General features: G+C 66.7%; 15 protein-coding genes. 14 read left to right on the forward strand and 1 reads right to left on the reverse strand.

Features of this window, described 5'->3' with window-relative positions; all coding sequences use genetic code 11:
* Positions 1-8: 8 nt before the first annotated feature.
* From lptF to ACAM54_RS13500, 6 genes are all read left to right on the forward strand, one after another.
* Entirely contained in the window at positions 9-1148 is a 1140-nt protein-coding gene (lptF, locus tag ACAM54_RS13475; RefSeq protein WP_369647895.1) for an LPS export ABC transporter permease LptF, read from the forward strand.
* Positions 1145-2254, forward strand: a complete 1110-nt coding sequence (gene lptG / locus ACAM54_RS13480; protein ID WP_369647896.1) for an LPS export ABC transporter permease LptG — start codon at positions 1145-1147, stop codon at positions 2252-2254. Before lptF ends, lptG begins: the two co-directional genes overlap by 4 nt.
* A 5-nt stretch (positions 2255-2259) precedes the next feature.
* Positions 2260-2634, forward strand: a complete 375-nt coding sequence (locus ACAM54_RS13485) for a sirohydrochlorin chelatase (RefSeq protein ID WP_369647897.1) — start codon at positions 2260-2262, stop codon at positions 2632-2634.
* 63 nt (positions 2635-2697) lie between these two features.
* Positions 2698-3639, forward strand: coding sequence for a CysB family HTH-type transcriptional regulator (locus tag ACAM54_RS13490; RefSeq protein WP_145746668.1), 942 nt, complete (start codon positions 2698-2700; stop codon positions 3637-3639).
* A 44-nt stretch (positions 3640-3683) separates the two neighbouring features.
* Positions 3684-4859 carry a pyridoxal phosphate-dependent aminotransferase gene (locus tag ACAM54_RS13495; protein ID WP_369647898.1) on the forward strand — a complete coding sequence of 392 codons (1176 nt, stop codon included), beginning with the start codon at positions 3684-3686 and terminating at the stop codon, positions 4857-4859.
* A gap of 134 nt (positions 4860-4993) precedes the next feature.
* The gene (locus ACAM54_RS13500; protein WP_124959571.1) at positions 4994-5152 is read left to right on the forward strand and encodes a DUF3309 family protein; all 159 of its coding nucleotides are present in this window, start codon (positions 4994-4996) and stop codon (positions 5150-5152) included.
* A 76-nt stretch (positions 5153-5228) separates the two neighbouring features.
* Here the strand turns inward: ACAM54_RS13500 and hrpA are convergent, their stop codons facing one another.
* Positions 5229-8999, reverse strand: coding sequence for an ATP-dependent RNA helicase HrpA (gene hrpA / locus ACAM54_RS13505; protein WP_369650975.1), 3771 nt, complete (start codon positions 8997-8999; stop codon positions 5229-5231).
* A gap of 479 nt (positions 9000-9478) precedes the next feature.
* Between hrpA and ACAM54_RS13510 the strand changes: the two genes are divergently transcribed.
* The 8 genes from ACAM54_RS13510 to prmB all read left to right on the forward strand — a co-directional run bounded on the left by ACAM54_RS13510 (position 9479) and on the right by prmB (position 18941).
* Complete coding sequence (locus ACAM54_RS13510) at positions 9479-11473, forward strand: AAA family ATPase (RefSeq protein ID WP_369647899.1); 1995 nt, start codon at positions 9479-9481, stop codon at positions 11471-11473.
* 40 nt (positions 11474-11513) lie between these two features.
* Positions 11514-12860 carry an amino-acid N-acetyltransferase gene (gene argA, locus ACAM54_RS13515; RefSeq protein ID WP_145746664.1) on the forward strand — a complete coding sequence of 449 codons (1347 nt, stop codon included), beginning with the start codon at positions 11514-11516 and terminating at the stop codon, positions 12858-12860.
* 25 nt (positions 12861-12885) lie between these two features.
* Positions 12886-13524 carry a LysE family translocator gene (locus ACAM54_RS13520; RefSeq protein WP_369647900.1) on the forward strand — a complete coding sequence of 213 codons (639 nt, stop codon included), beginning with the start codon at positions 12886-12888 and terminating at the stop codon, positions 13522-13524.
* A 74-nt stretch (positions 13525-13598) separates the two neighbouring features.
* The gene (gene dapC, locus ACAM54_RS13525; RefSeq protein WP_369647901.1) at positions 13599-14810 is read left to right on the forward strand and encodes a succinyldiaminopimelate transaminase; all 1212 of its coding nucleotides are present in this window, start codon (positions 13599-13601) and stop codon (positions 14808-14810) included.
* 44 nt (positions 14811-14854) lie between these two features.
* Positions 14855-15688 carry a 2,3,4,5-tetrahydropyridine-2,6-dicarboxylate N-succinyltransferase gene (gene dapD / locus ACAM54_RS13530; RefSeq protein ID WP_369647902.1) on the forward strand — a complete coding sequence of 278 codons (834 nt, stop codon included), beginning with the start codon at positions 14855-14857 and terminating at the stop codon, positions 15686-15688.
* Positions 15689-15722: 34 nt separating this feature from the next.
* Entirely contained in the window at positions 15723-16871 is a 1149-nt protein-coding gene (locus ACAM54_RS13535) for a PilT/PilU family type 4a pilus ATPase (protein ID WP_145746660.1), read from the forward strand.
* Between the two features lie 16 nt (positions 16872-16887).
* Positions 16888-18063, forward strand: coding sequence for a succinyl-diaminopimelate desuccinylase (gene dapE / locus ACAM54_RS13540; RefSeq protein WP_369647903.1), 1176 nt, complete (start codon positions 16888-16890; stop codon positions 18061-18063).
* A complete protein-coding gene (prmB, locus tag ACAM54_RS13545) occupies positions 18060-18941 on the forward strand; it encodes a 50S ribosomal protein L3 N(5)-glutamine methyltransferase (protein WP_369647904.1) in 882 nt (293 codons plus the stop codon). Before dapE ends, prmB begins: the two co-directional genes overlap by 4 nt.
* Positions 18942-18964 lie beyond the last annotated feature (23 nt).

The following is an 18964-nucleotide window of genomic DNA, read 5'->3' on the forward strand; positions in this document are numbered from 1 at the left end:
CTCGAACGATGTTATTCCATTCTTCCCTACGCAAGGAGCTGTCGCGCAGCTTCGGAGCGACCCTCGTGGTCCTGGTCACCATCGTGATGACCATGATGCTCATCCGCACGCTCGGGCTCGCCTCCAAGGGCAGCGTGAACCCGTCCGAAGTGTTCCTGGTGATGACGTACACGGTGCTCGGCTACATGCCGACCATCCTGAGCCTGAGCCTGTTCATCGCCATTGTCGGCACCTTGTCGCGCATGTACCGCGACAGCGAGATGGTGATCTGGTTTTCCAGCGGACGGGGCCTGGCCGATTTCGTCGAGCCGCTGTTCCGTTTTGCCTGGCCGGTTCTGGTGCTGATCGCGGTGATGGCATTGCTGGGCTGGCCCTGGGCCAATTCGCAGACCATCGGCATGCGGGCGCAATATGAAGGGCGCAGCGACATCGAGCGGGTCACGCCGGGCGAATTCCGCGAATCGTCCGGGCGCATGCGGGTCTTCTTCATCGACAAGGACACGCCGGATGGCGCCACGGCCACCAACGTGTTCATCTGGGCGGTCGAGCGCGGCCTGCAGATCACGACCTCGGCGCGCAGCGGACGCATCGAGAACGTCGGCAACAACCGCTTCCTGATGCTGAGCAACGGGCAGCGGCTCGAGCGGCCTCTGCTGCCCACCGCGGGGCTCAAGATCAGCGAGTTCGAGACCTACGGCACCCGGGCCGGCAGCACCTCCGACTTCTCCGCGGACAACACGCCCGCGCGCGCCAAGCCCACGCTTCAGCTGCTGCGCGAGCCCGGCGACGCCAGCCGCGGCGAACTGGCCTGGCGCATCGGCATGCTGCTGGCGGCCATCAATTTCGTGCTGCTGGCGCTGACGGTGTCGAGCGTCAACCCGCGCGTGGGGCGAAGCGGCAACCTGCTGTTCGCGCTGTTCGCCTTCGTCGTCTACTACAACATGCTCAACCTCGGCCAGAGCTGGATCAGCTCGGGGCGCTTCGCCATGGGCTCGTTCATGCTGCTGCTGCACGGCGGCGTCCTGCTGATCGGCGTTGCATGGCTGCTCCTGCGCAACAACAACTGGGGCCGCAGGCGCAGGACCGAGCACGTCATGGCCGGTGGCCTGCCGCCTTCGCCACCCTCGAAAATCGACCCGACCTCGTGAAAACAATCCGACGCCTGATCTATGTCGAGGCACTGAAGGCCGTGGCTTTCGTGACCCTCGGCTTCCTGAGCCTGTTTTTCTTCTTCGACTTCGTCGACGAGCTGCAGTCGATCGGCCGACCCGAAAGCCTTGCCTACGGCCCCGCGCAGGCACTGATCTACGTGACCCTGCTGATTCCGAGCCACCTCTACGAACTGCTCCCGATCACGGTGCTGATCGGCTGCATCTTCGTGATGGCGCGCCTTGCGCAAAGCTCGGAATACACCATCCTTCGCACCAGCGGCCTGGGGCCCTGGCGCGCCCTGCGCACCCTGCTGCTGCTGGGCGTGGGCTTCGTCTTTCTGACCTTTGCCATCGGCGACTACATCGCACCGGCGTCCGAGCGCACCGGCCAGCTGCTCAAGTCCCGCTACCAGGGCTCCTACTCGCTGGTCGGCAACACGGGCGCCTGGCTCAAGGAAAAGCGCGAGAACGTGTCCTATGCGGTCAACGTGCTGTCCATCGCCCGCGACGGCTCGCTCAAGAATGCGCGCATCTTCGAGTTCGATGCCAACGGCTATGTGCGCAAGCAGCTCGTCGCGTCATCGGCGCACATCTTCGACGACCACTGGCAGCTGTCGGACGTCGAACTGCAGGACTACGAGACGCGCACCTCTGCGGACAAGGCCCGCATCGTGACCACCAAGGTGCCGCAGCTCGACTGGCCGACCACGCTGACCAGCGAAATGGTGTCGGTGGCGCTGCTGCGGCCCGACCGCATGGGCACCCTCGACCTGTTCGACTACATCCGGCACCTGGAGGCCAACGGCCAGACCGCGCAGCGCTACGAGATCCAGTTCTGGCGCAAGGTCTTCTACCCGCTCTCATGCCTGGTGATGGTGGTGCTCGCCCTGCCCTTCGCCTACCTGCACTTCCGCCAGGCCGGCATCACCACCTACGTGTTTGGCGGCGTGATGATCGGCATCAGCTTCTTCCTGCTGAACAACGTGTTCGGCTACCTCGGCAACCTGAGCAACTGGTCGCCATGGCTGACGGCGGCGGCGCCCGGGCTCATCTATTCGGTGATGTCGCTTGCCGCCTTCAGCTGGCTGGTGCTCCGAAGGTAGCGAAGATGGCAACGGGGAACGCGAGAGGCATCGTGCTGCTGGCGCATGGTTCGCGCGACGAGCGCTGGCGCGAGCCCATCGAGGCGGTGGCTGCGCGCGTCACGGCGCTCGATCCGCAGGCCCGCGTGGTCTGCGCCTACATGGAGCTTGCGGCGCCCGACCTGCGCACCGCCGCCGCGGCCCTGATTGCCAGTGGCGCCAAGGCGCTTCGGGTGGTTCCGCTCTTCCTCGGCATGGGCAAGCATGCCCGCGAAGACCTGCCGCTGCAGGTGGATGCGCTGCGCCAGGCCTGGCCGCAGGTCGACTTCCAACTGGCCGGCATCGTTGGCGAAGAGCCCGAACTGGTCGATCTGCTGGCCAGAATTGCAAGCAAATCTTGAACTTGCAGCCATTTCCATAGACTCCGAAGGCATAATGAATTCCGCAATAAGACGGAATTTGATATGAATCTGCACCAGTTCAAGTTTGTTCAGGAAGCCGTGCGGCGCAACCTGAACCTGACGGAGGCGGCGAAGGCGCTGCACACGTCGCAGCCGGGCGTGTCCAAGGCGATCATCGAGCTCGAGGAAGAGCTTGGCGTCGAGATCTTCGCGCGCCATGGCAAGCGCCTGAAGCGGGTCACCGAGCCGGGCCAGCACGTCATCGCGAGCATCGAATTGATCATGCGCGAAGTCGGCAACCTCAAGCGCATCGGCGAGCAGTTCAGTGCGCAGGACAGCGGAACCCTCTCGATCGCCACCACCCACACACAGGCGCGCTACGTGCTCCCGGTGCCGGTGGCCAGGCTGCGCGAGGCTTACCCCAAGGTCAACGTGAGCCTGCACCAGGGTTCGCCCGACCAGGTCGCGCGCATGGTGATCGACGAGATCGCCGAGGTGGGCATCGCCACCGAATCGCTCTCGGATTACACCGAGCTCGTGACCCTGCCCTGCTACGAATGGCAGCACGTGCTGGTGCTGCCCAAGGACCATCCGCTTGCGGCCAAGGAGCGCATCTCGCTCGAAGACCTGGCGCACGAACCCATCATCACCTACCACCCGTCGTTCACCGGCCGCACGCGCATCGACCATGCCTTTGCGCAGAAGAAGCTCACGCCGCGCATCGCGCTCGAGGCGATCGACTCCGACGTGATCAAGACCTACGTGCGCCTGGGCCTCGGCGTGGGCATCGTGGCCGAGATGGCGGTCCGCGACGAATCGAACGCCGATCTCGTGGTGCGCCCGATGGGCCACGTGTTCGGCCAGAACATCGCGCGCGTGGCCTTCAAGCGCAGCGCCTACCTGCGCAACTTCGTCTTCAAGTTTGCCGAGCTGCTGTCCGACCGGCTCGACCGCAACCTGATTGCCAAGGCCCTGAGCGGCCACCAGCAAGACTACGAACTTTGATCCAGATCCCGATCCCGATTCCGAATCCGATTCCGAGCACCACCATGAGCGCCCTTCCTTCCTCCCCCCGCACCCCGGAGATCGCCACCAAGCTGCCGGCCGTGGGCACCACCATCTTCACCGTGATGTCCGCGCTCGCCGCAGAAAAGAACGCGGTGAACCTCGGCCAGGGCTTTCCCGATTTCAACTGCGACCCGAAACTGCTCGAAGACGTCACGGCCGCCATGGCCGCGGGCCACAACCAGTACCCGCCGATGCCCGGCATCCCGGCATTGCGCGAAGCGATTGCCGGCAAGATCGCTGCGCTCTACGGCCACGGCTACAGCGCCGCCGACGAGATCACGGTTACTGCGGGTGCGACGCAGGCCATCATCACCGCCATCCTCGCCGTGGTGCGCGCGGGCGACGAGGTGATCGTTCTCGAGCCCTGCTACGACAGCTACGTGCCCAACATCGAGCTCGCCGGCGGCAGCGTGGTGCGCGTGCCGCTCACGCCCGGCACCTTCCGCCCCGACTTCGACAAGATCGCCGCGGCGCTCACTCCGCGCACGCGCGCGATCATCGTGAACACGCCGCACAACCCGAGCGCCACGGTCTGGACCGCCGCCGAGATGCGCAAGCTCGAGGAACTGCTGGCCCCGACCGACGTCCTCGTGATTGCCGACGAGGTCTACGAGCACATGGTCTACGACGGTGCGCGGCACGAAAGCGTGGCGCGCTTCCCGGGCCTGGCGGCACGCAGCTTCATCGTGAGCAGTTTCGGCAAGACCTACCACGTCACCGGGTGGAAGGTCGGCTACGTGGCGGCACCGGCGCCGCTGATGGCCGAGTTCCGCAAGGTGCACCAGTTCAACGTGTTCACCGTCAACACGCCGATGCAGCATGCGCTCGCGCAGTACATGGCCGAGCCGAAGCCCTACCTCGAGCTGCCCGCCTTCTACCAGCGCAAGCGCGACCTGTTCGCGGCCGGCCTGGCCGAGAAGACCCGCTTCAAGCTGCTGCGCAGCGAGGGCAGCTATTTCCAGTGCGTCGACATCTCGGCGGTGAGCGACCTGTCCGAAGCCGAGTTCTGCCTGTGGCTCACGCGCGAGATCGGCGTGGCGGCAATTCCGCTGTCGGCGTTCTACGGCAATGGTTTCGACCAGCGCGTGGTCCGCTTCTGCTTCGCCAAGAAGGACGAGACGCTGATTGCGGCGCTGGATCGGCTCGCACGGCTTTGAACGGGCTCGCACGGCTCGAATGCCGACGACACCGGTAGGAAAGCCCTGACCACCGAAGAAGCGGCTATCCGGCGTGCCGCGGGTCTCCTGACATCGAGCATGGATCTCGTAACAACAAGGCCCTGGAGAAACGCATGTCCCTCTCGTTCATTCTGCTGATCGTTCTGATATTGCTTCTGATCGGTGCGCTGCCGAGCTGGGGCTACAGCCGGAGCTGGGGCTACTGGCCCAGCGGCGGGCTGGGCCTGGTCCTGCTGATCATCATCATCCTGGTGCTGATGGGCCGCATATGACGCTGCCCGACAGTTCCGGCACCTGAAGGAAGCCCGCGCGAAGCGGGCTTCTTTTTTTGTCGCCCGCCGATCCCGATCAGGCCTGCAGCTGGGCCCAGGCCTTGTCCAGCCGCTTCACGCTGACCGGCTGCGGCGTGCGCAGCTCCTGAGCGAAGAAGCTCACGCGAAGCTCCTCGAGCAGCCAGCGGAATTCAAGCATGCGTTCGTCCACCACGCCCTTGCGCTCGGCCACCAGCCGCCAATAGCGTTGCTCCTGCGGCCGCAGTTCGGCCAGCTTGGCAGCATCGCGCGCAGGGTCGCTGCGCAGCTTGTCGAGCCGCAGCACGATGGCCTTGAGATAGCGCGCGAAATGCTGCAGCTGCGTCCAGGGCGCGTCGGCAATGAAGCGCTTGCCGACCAGGCGCTGCAGCTGCTGCGCGGCGTCCTGCACGGACTCGGGCTGGATCTTCGTGTCCTTGATCTTGCGCGCGGCGGCCGCGTACTCGGCCAGGATGGCTGAAGCCAGCCGCGCCACCTCGTTGGCGATCAGCGTGAGCCGGCCGCGGCCCTCCTCGAGGCGGCGCTTGAAGGCGAACTCGTCGGTGGGCAGCGGCTCCTGCAGAAAGGCCCGGTCGATCGCCACGTCGATGATCTGCGTGCGCAGTTCCTCCGAGGTACCCAGCGGCATGTAGGCCACGGCCATCTTCTGCAGGTCGGGGATGTTCTTCTCGAGGTATTTGAGCGCATCCTTCAGCTGCAGTGCGAACAGCCGGCGCAGCCCGGCGCGGTGCTTCGCGGCGGCTACGGCCGGCTCGTCGAACACCTCGATGGTGACGGCATCGCCTTCGTCGCGCAGCGCCGGAAATCCGATCAGCGACTGCGATCCGCGGCGCACTTCCATCAGCTCGGGCAGTTCGCCGAAGCTCCAGCTCGTGTAGCGCTGGCCTGCGGGCAGGCTCGGCGCGGCGGCATTGCCCTTTGCCGGCGTGCGCCCTTCGGCTTCTGCGGGCTTGCGGTCCGCCGATGCCTTGACGTTGAGGCCCGCCAGCGCCTGGAAAGCACCGCGCGCCTGCGCCCCCAGCTCCGCCTTGAGCGCTCCCAGGTTGCGCCCCATGCCCAGCTGGCGCCCGTGTTCGTCCACGATGCGCAGGTTCATGAACAGATGCGGCGGCAGCATGTCGAGCTTGAAGTCGGCACGCTTGACGTCGATGCTCGTTGCGTCGCGCACGCGTTTGAGCAGCACGTCGGTCAGCGAGCCATGGCCGAACACCTCGGGCGCCGAAAGCTCTTCCGTGAGCTTTGCCGCAGACTCGGGCAGCGGCACCAGCCGCGAGCGCGGCCGCTGCGGCAGGCTCTTGAGCAGTGCCTGGATCTTGTCCTTGAGCATGCCCGTCACCAGCCATTCGCAGCGCTCTTCGCTCACCTGGTTGAGCACGAAGAGCGGCACGCTGACCGTGAGGCCGTCCTTCGCGTCGCCCGGCTCGTGCAGGTAGCTGGCCGCGCAGTCGACGCCGCCCAGCCGCAGCGTGGGCGGAAAGGACTGCGTGGTGATGCCCGCCGCCTGGTGGCGCATCAGCTCCTCGCGCGTCAGGAAGAGCAGGCGCGGCTGCTCCCTCGACGCATGGCGGTACCAGTTCTCGAACGTGATGCCGCTTGCCACGTCGGCGGGCAACTGCGCGTCGTAGAAGGCGAAGATCAGTTCGTCGTCCACCAGCACGTCCTGCCGGCGCGCCTTGTGCTCCAGCCCTTCGACCTCGCGCACCAGCTTGCGATTCGCGGCGAGGAACGGGAACTTGCTTTCCCACTGCCCGCCGACCAGCGCTTCGCGGATGAAGATCTCGCGCGCCGCCACCGGGTCCACCTTGGTGAAATCGACGCGGCGGCCGCTGTACACCACGAGGCCGTAAAGCGTTGCGCGCTCCAGCGCCGAAACCTGCGCGCCCTTCTTCTCCCAGTGCGGGTCGAGCAGCTGCTTCTTCAGCAGATGGCCGGCCACCTGTTCGAGCCACTGCGGCTCGATGTTGGCGATGCCGCGGCCGAAGAGCCGCGTGGTCTCGACCAGTTCGGCCGCGACGATCCAGCGGCCCGGCTTCTTCTTCAGGTGCGCGCCCGGATGCTTGTAGAACTTGATGCCGCGCGCACCCAGGTACGCCTCGTCGTCTTCCAGCTTCCAGCCGACGTTGCCGAGCAGGCCCGCGAGCATCGACAGGTGCAATGGCTCGTAGCCGGCCGGCTCGGCATTGATGCGCCACTTGTGCTCGGTCACGACCGTGAGCAGCTGCGAATGGATGTCGCGCCATTCGCGCACGCGGCGGATGTTGATGAAGTTCTGGCGCAACAGCTGCTCGTACTGGCGGTTGCTGAGCTTGTGAGTGTCTCCATGGCCGCCGCGTGCATCGGCGATCCATTTCCACAGCCGCAGGTAGCCGCTGAACTCGCTCTTCTCGTCGTCGAACTTGGAGTGCGCCTGGTCGGCCTGCTGCTGCGCGTCCATCGGGCGGTCGCGCACGTCCTGCACGCTGAGCGCCGACGCAATGATCAGCACCTCTTCGAGCGCGCCGCGCGTGCGGGCTTCAAGAATCATCCGGCCCACGCGCGGATCGAGCGGCAGCCTGGCCAGTTCGGTGCCCGTGGCGGTGAGCTCGTTGGCGTCGTCGACCGCACCGAGTTCGTTCAGCAGCTGGTAGCCGTCGGCGATCGCACGCGGCGACGGCGCCTCGAGAAACGGAAAGCGCGCCACGTCGCCCAGGCGCAGCGACTTCATGCGCAGGATCACGCCCGCGAGCGAGGAGCGCAGGATTTCCGGATCGGTGAAGCGCGGGCGGCCCGCAAAGTCCTTCTCGTCGTACAGGCGGATGCAAATGCCGTTCGCCACGCGGCCGCAGCGGCCTGCGCGCTGGTTGGCCGCGGCCTGGCTGATCGGCTCGACCAGCAGTTGCTCTACCTTGCTGCGGAAGCTGTAGCGCTTCACGCGTGCCGTGCCGGTGTCGATCACGTAGCGGATGCCCGGCACCGTGAGCGAGGTTTCCGCCACGTTGGTGGCCAGCACGATGCGCCGGCCGGTGTGGCTGTCGAAGATGCGGTCCTGCTCGGGGCCCGACAGCCGCGCGAACAGCGGCAGCACCTCGGCATTGCGAAACAGCGGCTGGTGGCTCAGATGGCGGCGCAGGTGGTCGGCCGCCTCGCGGATCTCGCGCTCGCCGGGCAGAAAGACCAGGATGTCGCCGGCATTGTGCGGATCGCGCCAGAGCTCGTCGACGCCATCGGCAATGGCGTCGTTCAAATCGTGCTCGCGCGACTCCTCGAAGGGACGGTAGCGCTGCTCGACCGGGAAGGTGCGGCCCGACACCATGATGGTCGGCGCTGGCCCTTTCGCCGAGGCAAAGTGCTGCGCGAAGCGCTCGGCGTCGATGGTGGCCGAGGTCACGATCACCTTCAGGTCGGGCCGGCGCGGGAGAATCTCGCGCAGGTAGCCGAGCAGGAAGTCGATGTTGAGCGAGCGCTCGTGGGCCTCGTCGATGATCAGCGTGTCGTAGGCCTTGAGCAGCGGATCGGTTTGCGTCTCGGCCAGCAAAATGCCGTCGGTCATGAGCTTGACCGAGGCGTCGCGGCTCAGCCGGTCCTGGAAGCGCACCTTGAAGCCGACCACGTCGCCCAGCGGCGTCTTCAGTTCTTCGGCAATGCGCTTGGCCACCGAGCTGGCGGCAATGCGCCGCGGCTGCGTATGGCCGATGAGCCGGCCCTGGCCCGGCGGCGCATTGAGCTTGCCGCGGCCGAGCGCCAGCGCGATCTTCGGCAATTGGGTGGTCTTGCCCGAGCCCGTTTCGCCGCAGACGATCACCACCTGGTGCGCCGCAATGGCGGCCATGATTTCATCGCGCCGGCCGGAGACGGGAAGCGATTCGGGAAAGTCGATGCGCAAGGGGGCGGAAGGTGTCGTGGTCGTCAAGGGAAGGCTGTTCGGGAAGGCACTGCGGGCAAACCGCACATTATCGGCGCGCGCCGCCGCTGTTGCACGCCTCCCACAATGCGCGGCCATTGCGCCACCCGTAGAGTAAATAGTCTTTACTCCGACAGAACCCGCCGCTAGGATTGCGGCCATGACCTCCTTCCTCGCATACCCCACTTTGCGCAACCGCCGCGCAAGCCATGCCCCGGTGCATGGCGGGGTCGAGTTGCCGCGTCCGGCCTGAAGAAGAAGCCCGCGCGTCCGTCGCACCGGACGCCTGCTCGCTTCCAGGACCGAAGCGCAGCAACCGACCTCCCGCAGCGTCCGCCATTTGCCGCCTCCTCGCCGCGAGGGAGCGGCGGCTTCTTCATTTCAGTTTTGTTTTTCTCAAGAATTCCATGTCCAACGACATTCATTCAGGCCTGCATGCAGCGCTGTCCGAGCGGACGCGCCATCTGCAGGCGGTGGCCCAGGCGCTCAAGACCGAGCTCTTCGGCATCGACGACATCATCGATCGCGTGATCGATTCGCTGCGCGCCTGGTACGTGCTGCCACAACTCATCAGCCGGCCGGTCATCGTGTGCCTCTGGGGCCTCACAGGCACCGGCAAGACGCAGCTGGTGCGCCGGCTCGCGCAGCACCTGGGCTTCTACGACCGCTTCATCGAGGTACAGATGGACGGCTTCAGCCACGGCTCGGGCTACGGCAGCCGGGGTTCGATCTCGGCCATGCTGGCCGAGTCGGGCATCGACGAAGGCACGCCGGGCATCCTGGTGCTCGACGAGTTCCAGCGCTTCCGCACGCTCGACGGCAACGGCCACGACGCCAAGGTCGAGCGCTACCAGGACGTCTGGGCGCTGCTGTCCGATGGCCGGCTGCCGCCGGCGCTGTCGATGCTCGGCGAGATCGAGTCCTCCCTCGCCCAGGCCGAGTACGAGCAGGACCGCGACGGCCCGGCCGACAAGAAGAAGGCGAAGAAGCGAAAGCTGCACCTCTCTCCCTGGGAAGCGCAGGAGGTCAAGCGCTGCCTCAAGCTGCCCGACACGCTGCTGCAGATCATGGCCTGGAAGCCGGCCGAGGTGCATGCGCGGCTGCGCGCCTTCCGCGACTTGCAGCAGGCCTGGGAAACCGACTACAGCAAGCTGCTGGTGTTCGTCTCGGGCAACCTCGACGAGATGTACGCAGAGACCGCGCGCCGCGTGGAAGACTGCGACACCGACGCCGACATCTTCCATGCACTGACGAAGAAGCTCTCGCTGATCGACGTCAAGAAGGCGCTGGCCGAGCGCTTCAAGCCCGAGCAGATTGCGCGGCTGGGCAACAACCACGTCATCTATCCCTCGTTCAGCCGGGCCACCTATGTGCAGCTGATCCTGTCGATCTGCGACCGCTATGTGGAAGACATCCGCCAGAGCTCGGGCGTGCGCTTCATGCTCGAGTCGAGCGTGTACGAGCAGATCTATGCCAACGCGGTCTTCCCGGCGCAGGGCACGCGCCCGCTGTTCTCGTCGATCCATGCGATCCTGAGCGCGACGCTGGTCAACGCCGCGCTCTGGGCGCTGGAGCAAGGCGCGGGCGGCGGCGAACCGGTGTGGCTGTCGCTGGAAACGGCGGCGGACAAGTCCTGCATCGTGGCGCGGTATCGAAAGGGCAAGGGCAAGGCGCAGCGCCGCTTCCCGGTCACGCTCGAACTCAACCAGCTCAAGAAGCGCTCGAACGAGGACTTCCGCGCGCTGCTCGCGGTGCACGAGGCGGGCCACGGCGTGGCCTACGGCCTGCTCTTCGGCCGCGCGCCGCAGGAGATCAAGATCAACGTCGCGTCCTTCGAAGGCGGCTACAACAGCTACGAGCAGCGCAAGGCCTGGTCCCGCCAGAACCTGCGCGACCGCATCTGCGCGAGCCTGGCGGGCCGCGCGGCCGAGCAGATGGTGTTCGGTGCGCAGGCCTGCACCTCGGGCGCCTCGCAGGACTTTCGCCAGGCCACCGCCTACGCCGCGCAGTACGTGCGCCATTTCGCCTTCGGCACGCGGCTGAGCCGCACCGATGTGGCCAACGACGCCGAGGACAACCTCAACACCGACCTGGACGCCACCAACCCGGAAATCGAGGCGCTGCTGGCGCAGGAGCATGCGCGTGCGCTGGCGCTGCTCGAGGCGCACACGCCGGCCTTCATGGCGGTGGTGGACGCCCTGGTGCGCGAAGGCTCGGTGGCACCGGCGCAGCTGGCCGAAATGCTCGACCTGCCGGCCGATGCGGGTGATTCGACCGACGCCTATGCCGCGCTGCTGGCCACTTTCAGGGCCCGCAGGACAGACGGCCCGGTGCCGCCCGAGCCCGGCGCCGGCCCTGGCGCGGCCACTCGCGCCGCCCGCCTGTTGCGTGCGATGGCCTGAGCTTCACCAAGCGCCTTCCAAGAATGCACAATCACGCTCCATGTCCACCGTTTTCAACTTCACCTTCGTGCCCTGGTTCCGCTCGGTCGCGCCCTACATCCACACGCACCGGGGCAAGACCTTCGTGGTCGCCCTGGCCGGCGAGGCGATCGCGGCGGGCAAGCTGCAGAACATTGCGCAGGACCTGGCGCTGATCCAGAGCATGGGCGTCAAGATCGTGCTGGTGCACGGCTTCCGCCCGCAGGTCAACGAGCAGCTCGCGGCCAAGGGGCACGAGGCGCGCTATTCGCACGGCATCCGCATCACCGACGAGGTGGCGCTCGACTCGGCCCAGGAAGCCGCCGGCCAGCTGCGCTACGAGATCGAGGCCGCCTTCAGCCAGGGCCTGCCGAACACGCCGATGGCCGGATCGACGGTGCGCGTGATCTCGGGCAACTTCATCACCGCGCGTCCCGTGGGCGTGGTCGACGGCGTGGACTTCAAGCATTCGGGCCTGGTGCGCAAGGTCGATGCCGTGGGCATCCGCCGCACGCTCGACTTCGGCGCCATGGTGCTGATCTCGCCCTTCGGCTTCTCGCCCACCGGCGAGGCCTTCAACCTGACGATGGAAGAAGTCGCCACCAGCGTGGCCATCTCCATCCAGGCCGACAAGCTGATCTTCCTGACCGAGATCCCGGGCATCCGCATCGACAGCGAACTGCCCGAGAGCGAAGACAACCCCATCGACACCGAGCTGCCGCTCGCCGCGGCCGAGAAGCTGCTGGCATCGCTGCCGCCGCCGCAGAAGCCCACCGACACCGCCTTCTACCTGCAGCACTGCGTGAAGGCCTGCAAGGGCGGCGTGGAGCGCAACCACATCCTGCCCTTTGCGCTGGACGGCTCGCTGCTGCTGGAGGTGTACGTGCACGACGGCGTCGGCACCATGGTGATCGACGAGAAGCTCGAAAGCCTGCGCGAAGCCACGGTGGACGACATCGGCGGCATCCTGCAGCTGATCGAGCCCTTCGAGCGCGACGGCACGCTGGTCAAGCGCGACCGCACCGAGATCGAGCGCGACGTGGGCCACTACACGGTCATCGAGCACGACGGCGTGATCTTCGGCTGCGCGGCGCTCTACCCCTACCCCGAGGCCAAGACCGCCGAAATGGCCGCGCTCACCGTCTCGCCGCAGTCGCAGTCGCAGGGCGACGGCGAACGCATCCTCAAGCGCATCGAGCACCGCGCCAAGGCGATGGGCCTGGAAAGCATCTTCGTGCTCACCACGCGCACCATGCACTGGTTCCTCAAGCGCGGCTTCCAGCAGGTCAACCCCGACTGGCTGCCCGAAGCCCGCAAGCGCAAGTACAACTGGGACCGCAAGAGCCAGGTGCTGGTCAAGAAGATCTGAACCGGAAAGAAGGACGCCCGCCGCCATGACGCTCGCCACCGCCCTGCTGTTCACCCTTGTCGCCTTCACCGCCATCGCCACGCCCGGCCCCACGGTGCTGCTGGCGCTGAGCAACGGCTCCCGCCACGGCGTGCGCCGGGCGCTGCCGGGCATGCTCGGCGCGGTGCTGTCCGACTTCGTGCTGGTCGGCGCCGTGGCGCTTGGCCTTGGTGCGCTGCTCGCGGCCTCGGAATTCTGGTTCTCGATGCTCAAGTGGGTGGGCGCCACCTACCTGGCCTGGCTCGGGCTGCGCATGCTGCGCTCCAAGGGAGGCTTCAAGCTGCCGGATGCGGACTCTGCCGCCTCGGTCACGGCGGGCGAAAGCCGGCGCATCTTCTTCAAGTCCTTCCTGGTGGCGGTGACCAATCCCAAGGGCTACATCTTCTGCTCGGCGCTCCTGCCGCAGTTCATCGATCCGGCGGCTGCGCAGGCGCCGCAGTACCTGATCATTGCCTTGATCTTCGCCGGCCTCGACACGCTGGTAATGCTGGGCTATGCCTTCGTCGGCGCCCGCGCGATCCGGGTGCTCACGGCATCGGCCACGCGCTGGATCGACCGCGCCTGCGGCGGCATGCTGCTGGCGCTGGCGGGTTCGCTGGCCTTCTACCGGCGCAGCGCGGCCTGACGCCTGCCGGCCGTCATGGCTGTCAGTAGCCGCTTCGGCAGGAGCGATAACACCTGTCACCGATAATCCCGGGCATGAATCCCCTGCTTTCCCGGTTGCAACCCTATCCCTTCGAGCGGCTGAAGCAACTGTTCGCGGGCGTCACGCCCAACCCCGAGTTCTCAGCCATCAGCCTGGGCATCGGCGAACCCAAGCACGCCACGCCGGGCTTCATCAAGGACGCCCTGAGCGCCAACCTCGGCGCGCTGGCCGCCTACCCGGCGACCGCGGGCGACCTGGCTCTGCGCAGCGCCTTCACCGACTGGCTGAAAACCCGCTACAGCCTCACCCTCGACCCGGCCACGCAGGTGCTGCCTGTCAATGGTTCGCGGGAAGCCCTGTTCTCGTTGGCGCAGACCGTGGTCGACCCCACCGCCTCGCCGCAGCCGGTGGTGATGTCGCCCAATCCGTTCTATCAGATCTACGAGGGCGCGGCCCTGCTTTCGGGCGCCGAGCCGTACTACGTGGCCAGCGTGCCGGCACGCAATTTCGCGGTCGCCTGGGACAGCGTGCCCGAGGCCGTCTGGGCCCGCACGCAGCTGGTGTTCGTCTGCTCGCCGGGCAACCCGACGGGTGCGGTGATGTCGCTGGACGAATGGAAAAGGCTCTTCGATCTGTCGGACCGCCACGGTTTCGTGATTGCCGCGGACGAGTGCTACAGCGAAATCTACTTCCGCGACGAGCCCCCGCTCAGCGGCCTCGAGGCCTCGGTGAAGCTCGGCCGGCCCGACTTCCGGAACCTGATTGCGCTGACCTCGCTGTCCAAGCGCAGCAACGTGCCCGGCCTGCGCAGCGGCTTCGTGGCGGGCGACGCGGCCATCATCAAGAAGTTCCTGCTTTATCGCACCTATCACGGCAGCGCCATGAGCGGCGCCGTGGCCGCGGCCAGCATCGCAGCCTGGGGCGACGAGTCCCATGTGGTGGACAACCGCGCCCAGTACCGCGCCAAGTTCGCGGCCGTCACGCCGCTGCTCGAAACCGTGCTCGACGTGCGCCTGCCCGATGCCAGCTTCTACCTCTGGGCCGGCATTCCCGAAGTGTGGGCTGGCGACGACGAAGCCTTCGCCCGCGCGCTCTACGCTCAATACAATGTGACGGTCCTGCCGGGGAGCTATCTGGCGCGAGAGACCGCCCACGGCGCCAACCCCGGCCGCGGCCGCATCCGCATGGCACTGGTGGCCGAAACAGCCGAATGCGTGGAGGCCGCCCAGCGCATCGTCCGCTTCTGCAAGGACGCCCGCCGCTGATCCGCTTTTCCGCCCGCACCCATTTTTCACACGAGACTTTCTCCATGACCCAGCAACTGCAACAAATCATCGACGCCGCGTGGGAAGACCGCGCCAACATCTCGTCCAGCGCCGCCACTGCCGAAGTGCGCGATGCCGTCGAGCACGTGATCTCCGAACTCAACAACGGCAAGCTGCGCGTCGCCACACGCGAAGGCGTGGGCCAGTGGACCGTGCACCAGTGGATCAAGAAGGCCGTGCTGCTGTCGTTTCGTCTCAAGGACAACGAGCAGATGCAGGCCGGTTCGCTGGGCTTCTACGACAAGGTGCCCACCAAGTTCTCGCACCTGTCGGCCAACGAGCTGAAGGAATCGGGCGTTCGCATCGTGCCGCCGGCCGTGGCCCGCCGCGGCAGCTACATCGCCAAGGGCGCGATCCTGATGCCCTCCTACGTGAACATCGGCGCCTACGTGGGCGAAGGCACCATGGTCGACACCTGGGCCACCGTGGGTTCGTGCGCGCAGATCGGCGCCAATGTGCACCTGTCGGGCGGCGTCGGCATCGGCGGCGTGCTCGAGCCGCTGCAGGCCGGCCCCACCATCATCGAGGACAACTGCTTCATCGGCGCGCGCTCCGAAGTGGTCGAGGGCGTGGTGATCGAGGAGAACTCGGTGCTCGGCATGGGTGTGTACATCGGCCAGAGCACCCCGATCTTCAACCGCGACACCGGAGAGACTTCCTTCGGCCGCGTGCCGGCCGGCAGCGTCGTGATCAGCGGCAACCTGCCCAAGAAGACCAAGTCGGGTCAGGACTACAGCACCTACGCGGCGATCATCGTCAAGACGGTCGATGCGCAAACGCGCTCCAAGACCAGCCTGAACGACCTGCTGCGCGACTGATCGAGAAAACAACAGCACCCGAGGAGAGAGACCGATGAACATGATGGAGCGGATTCTTCGTTTGATGGCCGAGCGCAAGGCCTCCGACATCTACCTCTCGGCGCACTCCCCGGTGCTGATCCGCCTCAACGGCACCTGCGTGCCGATCAATGCCCAGGTGCTGCCGGCGGCCGCGCCGCTCGCGCTGCTGGCCGAGGTGGTGCCCGAAGCCCGCATCCAGGAGCTGGAGCGAACAGGCGAACTCAACATGGCCGTGATGCTCGAGGGCGCCGGCAACTACCGCATCAGCGCCATGCGCCAGCGCGGCAGCTATGCGGTGGTGGTGCGGCACATCGCCTCGACCATTCCGAGCTTTGCCGACCTGAACCTGCCCGACATCCTCAAGACGCTCATCATGGAGAAGCGCGGCCTGATCCTGATGGTGGGCGCGACCGGCGCGGGCAAGACCACCACGCTGGCCTCGATGCTCGACTACCGCAACGAGCACGCCACGGGCCACATCCTCACGGTGGAAGAACCCATCGAGTTCACCTACACCAACAAGAAGTCGCTGGTGAACCAGCGCGACGTGGGCAGCGACACCGAGTCGCTGCAGGTCGCGCTCAAGAACGCGCTGCGCCAGGCGCCCGACGTGATCCAGATCGGCGAGATCCGCGACCGCGAAACCATGACGGCCGCCATCGCCTATGCGCAGTCGGGCCACCTGTGCGTGGCCACGCTGCATGCCAATAACAGCTACCGCGCGCTCAACCGCATCCTGAGCTTCTTCCCGGTCGAGGTGCGCCCCACGCTGCTGGGCGACCTGGGATCGGCGCTGCGCGCCATCGTGTCGCAGCGGCTGCTGCGCACGCCCACCGGCGGCCGCGTGCCGGCGCTCGAGGTCATGCTCAACACGGCCCTGGTGGCCGAGCTGATCGAAAAGGGCGATTTCTCCGCCGTCAAGGAAGCCATGGAGCAGTCGATGGCCGAAGGCTCGCAGACCTTCGAGGAAGACATTGCCCGCCTCATCACCGAAGAGCGCGTGACGCGCGAGGAAGGCCTGGCCCAGGCCGACTCGCCCACCAACCTGATGTGGCGGCTGCAGAACCGCGCCGCGCCCAAGCAGAAGACCGAAGACCGCAACCTGACGGACCAGGTCGACGAACCTACTTTCACCGACATCACGCTCGACGTGAAGTTCTGAACACAGCCTTCCCCCGATGTCCCGTACCCTCCAGCTCGCCGAACAACTCATCTCGCGCCCCTCGGTCACCCCCGACGATGCGGGCTGCCAACAGATCCTCGGCGAACGGCTGGCACGGTTGGGCTTCACGCTCGAAACCATCGAAAGCGGCCCGCCCGATTTCCGCGTGACCAACCTGTGGGCGGTGCGCCGCCCGGCCGGCAGTGCGCCGACGAAGACGCTGGTGTTCGCGGGCCACACCGACGTGGTGCCCACGGGGCCGGTCGAGCAGTGGACCAGCCACCCGTTCACGCCCACCCACCGCGGCGGCAAGCTCTATGGCCGCGGCGCGTGCGACATGAAGACATCGGTCGCGGCCTTCGTGGTCTCGATCGAGGAGTTCCTTGCGGCCACGCCCGATCCCAGGCTCACGCTCGCGCTGCTGCTCACCAGCGACGAGGAAGGCCCGGGCGTCGACGGCACCGTCGTCGTCTGCAACGCGCTGGCTGCGCGCGGCGAAACCATCGACTACTGCATCGTCGGCGAGCCTACGGCCGTCGAGCGCTGCGGCGACATGATCAAGAACGGCCGCCGCGGCACCATGAGCGGCAAGCTCACGGTCCACGGTGTACAGGGCCACATCGCCTACCCGCACCTCGCGAAAAACCCGGTGCATGCCGTGGCGCCCGCGCTGGCGGAACTGGTGGCCATCAACGCCGCGGGCGGCTGGGATGCAGGCAGCGCCTACTTCCAGCCCACCAGCTGGCAGATCAGCAACTTTCATGCAGGCACCGGCGCGAGCAACGTGATTCCGGGCAGCGCGGTCATCGACTTCAACTTCCGCTTCTCGACCGAATCCACGCCCGAGTCGCTGCAGAAGCGCGTGCATGCGGTGCTCGATGCGCACGGCGTGGACTGCACGCTCGCCTGGACCATCGGCGGCCTGCCCTTCCTCACGACGCCCGGCGAACTCGTCACCGCCGTGCAGGCGGCCATTGCCGATGAAACCGGCATCGCCACCGAGCTCTCGACCAGCGGCGGCACCAGCGATGCGCGCTTCATCGCCAAGATCTGCAAGCAGGTGGTCGAGCTCGGCCCGGTCAACGCCAGCATCCACAAGATCGACGAGCACATCGACGTGGCCGAGATCGAGACACTCAAGAACATCTACAAGCGCACCCTGGAGCGCCTCGAAGCGTCGCTCGCCCGATGAGCACCGTTATCGAGCTGATCGAGGCCGGCGCCAAACGGCTGGAAGAAGCCGGCGTTGCCTTCGGCCACGGCACGGCCAACGCCTTCGACGAAGCCGCCTGGCTGGTGCTGTGGCGCCTGAAGCTGCCGCTGGACGACATCGATGCCGTGGCCGACAAGGCCGTCTCGCCGGCCGACGCCGGCAAGGTCGCCGCGCTGCTCGACGAACGCATCGCCACGCGCAAGCCCGCCGCCTATCTCACCAAGGAAGCGTGGCTGCAGGGCGTGCCTTTCTACGTGGACGAGCGCGCCATCGTGCCGCGCAGCTTCATCGCGGAGCTGATCGCCGACGGCAGCATCGACTACTGGCTCGGCGAGCACACGCAGCGCGTGCTCGACCTGTGCACCGGCAACGGCAGCCTCGCCATCCTCGCGGCCATGACCTATCCGGACACCACGGTCGATGCCGCCGACCTGTCGGCCGAGGCGCTCGAGGTGGCTGCCATCAACGTCACCCGGCACCAGCTCGATGCACGCATCAGGCTGGTCGAATCCGACGGCCTCGCCAACCTGCCCGGCCCCTACGACCTGGTGCTGTGCAACCCGCCCTACGTGAACAGCGCGAGCATGGCCGCCCTACCCGCCGAATACCGCGCCGAGCCCGAACTGGCGCTGGCCGGCGGCGCCGACGGCATGGACTTCGTGCGCCAGCTGTTTGCCGAGGCGCCTTCGCGCATGAGCGAAGAAGCCGTGCTGGTACTGGAGATCGGCAACGAGCGCGAATACTTCGAAGCCGCCTTCCCGCAGCTTGAAGTCGTGTGGCTGGAAACCTCCGCAGGCGAGGACCAGGTCCTGCTCGTGACCCGAACCGCGCTGCTGGCCGGCGCCGGCGCGCGTTAGCTGCCGCCGCCGCGCCCCTTTTC

The organism is Variovorax sp. V93, assembly GCF_041154485.1.
In the GTDB taxonomy this organism is placed as follows: domain Bacteria; phylum Pseudomonadota; class Gammaproteobacteria; order Burkholderiales; family Burkholderiaceae_C; genus Variovorax; species Variovorax beijingensis_A.

Bases quoted from the DNA above. Each gene is read 5' to 3' on its own strand.
- ACAM54_RS13485 (WP_369647897.1), top strand. From the start codon at position 2,260: ATGGCAACGGGGAACGCGAGAGGCATCGTGCTGCTGGCGCATGGTTCG.
- argA (WP_145746664.1), top strand. From the start codon at position 11,514: ATGTCCACCGTTTTCAACTTCACCTTCGTGCCCTGGTTCCGCTCGGTC.
- dapE (WP_369647903.1), top strand. From the start codon at position 16,888: ATGTCCCGTACCCTCCAGCTCGCCGAACAACTCATCTCGCGCCCCTCG.
- ACAM54_RS13510 (WP_369647899.1), top strand. From the start codon at position 9,479: ATGTCCAACGACATTCATTCAGGCCTGCATGCAGCGCTGTCCGAGCGG.
- ACAM54_RS13535 (WP_145746660.1), top strand. From the start codon at position 15,723: ATGAACATGATGGAGCGGATTCTTCGTTTGATGGCCGAGCGCAAGGCC.
- ACAM54_RS13495 (WP_369647898.1), top strand. From the start codon at position 3,684: ATGAGCGCCCTTCCTTCCTCCCCCCGCACCCCGGAGATCGCCACCAAG.
- dapD (WP_369647902.1), top strand. From the start codon at position 14,855: ATGACCCAGCAACTGCAACAAATCATCGACGCCGCGTGGGAAGACCGC.
- hrpA (WP_369650975.1), bottom strand. From the start codon at position 8,999: ATGGCCGCCATTGCGGCGCACCAGGTGGTGATCGTCTGCGGCGAAACG.
- dapC (WP_369647901.1), top strand. From the start codon at position 13,599: ATGAATCCCCTGCTTTCCCGGTTGCAACCCTATCCCTTCGAGCGGCTG.
- prmB (WP_369647904.1), top strand. From the start codon at position 18,060: ATGAGCACCGTTATCGAGCTGATCGAGGCCGGCGCCAAACGGCTGGAA.
- ACAM54_RS13520 (WP_369647900.1), top strand. From the start codon at position 12,886: ATGACGCTCGCCACCGCCCTGCTGTTCACCCTTGTCGCCTTCACCGCC.
- ACAM54_RS13490 (WP_145746668.1), top strand. From the start codon at position 2,698: ATGAATCTGCACCAGTTCAAGTTTGTTCAGGAAGCCGTGCGGCGCAAC.
- ACAM54_RS13500 (WP_124959571.1), top strand. From the start codon at position 4,994: ATGTCCCTCTCGTTCATTCTGCTGATCGTTCTGATATTGCTTCTGATC.
- lptF (WP_369647895.1), top strand. From the start codon at position 9: ATGTTATTCCATTCTTCCCTACGCAAGGAGCTGTCGCGCAGCTTCGGA.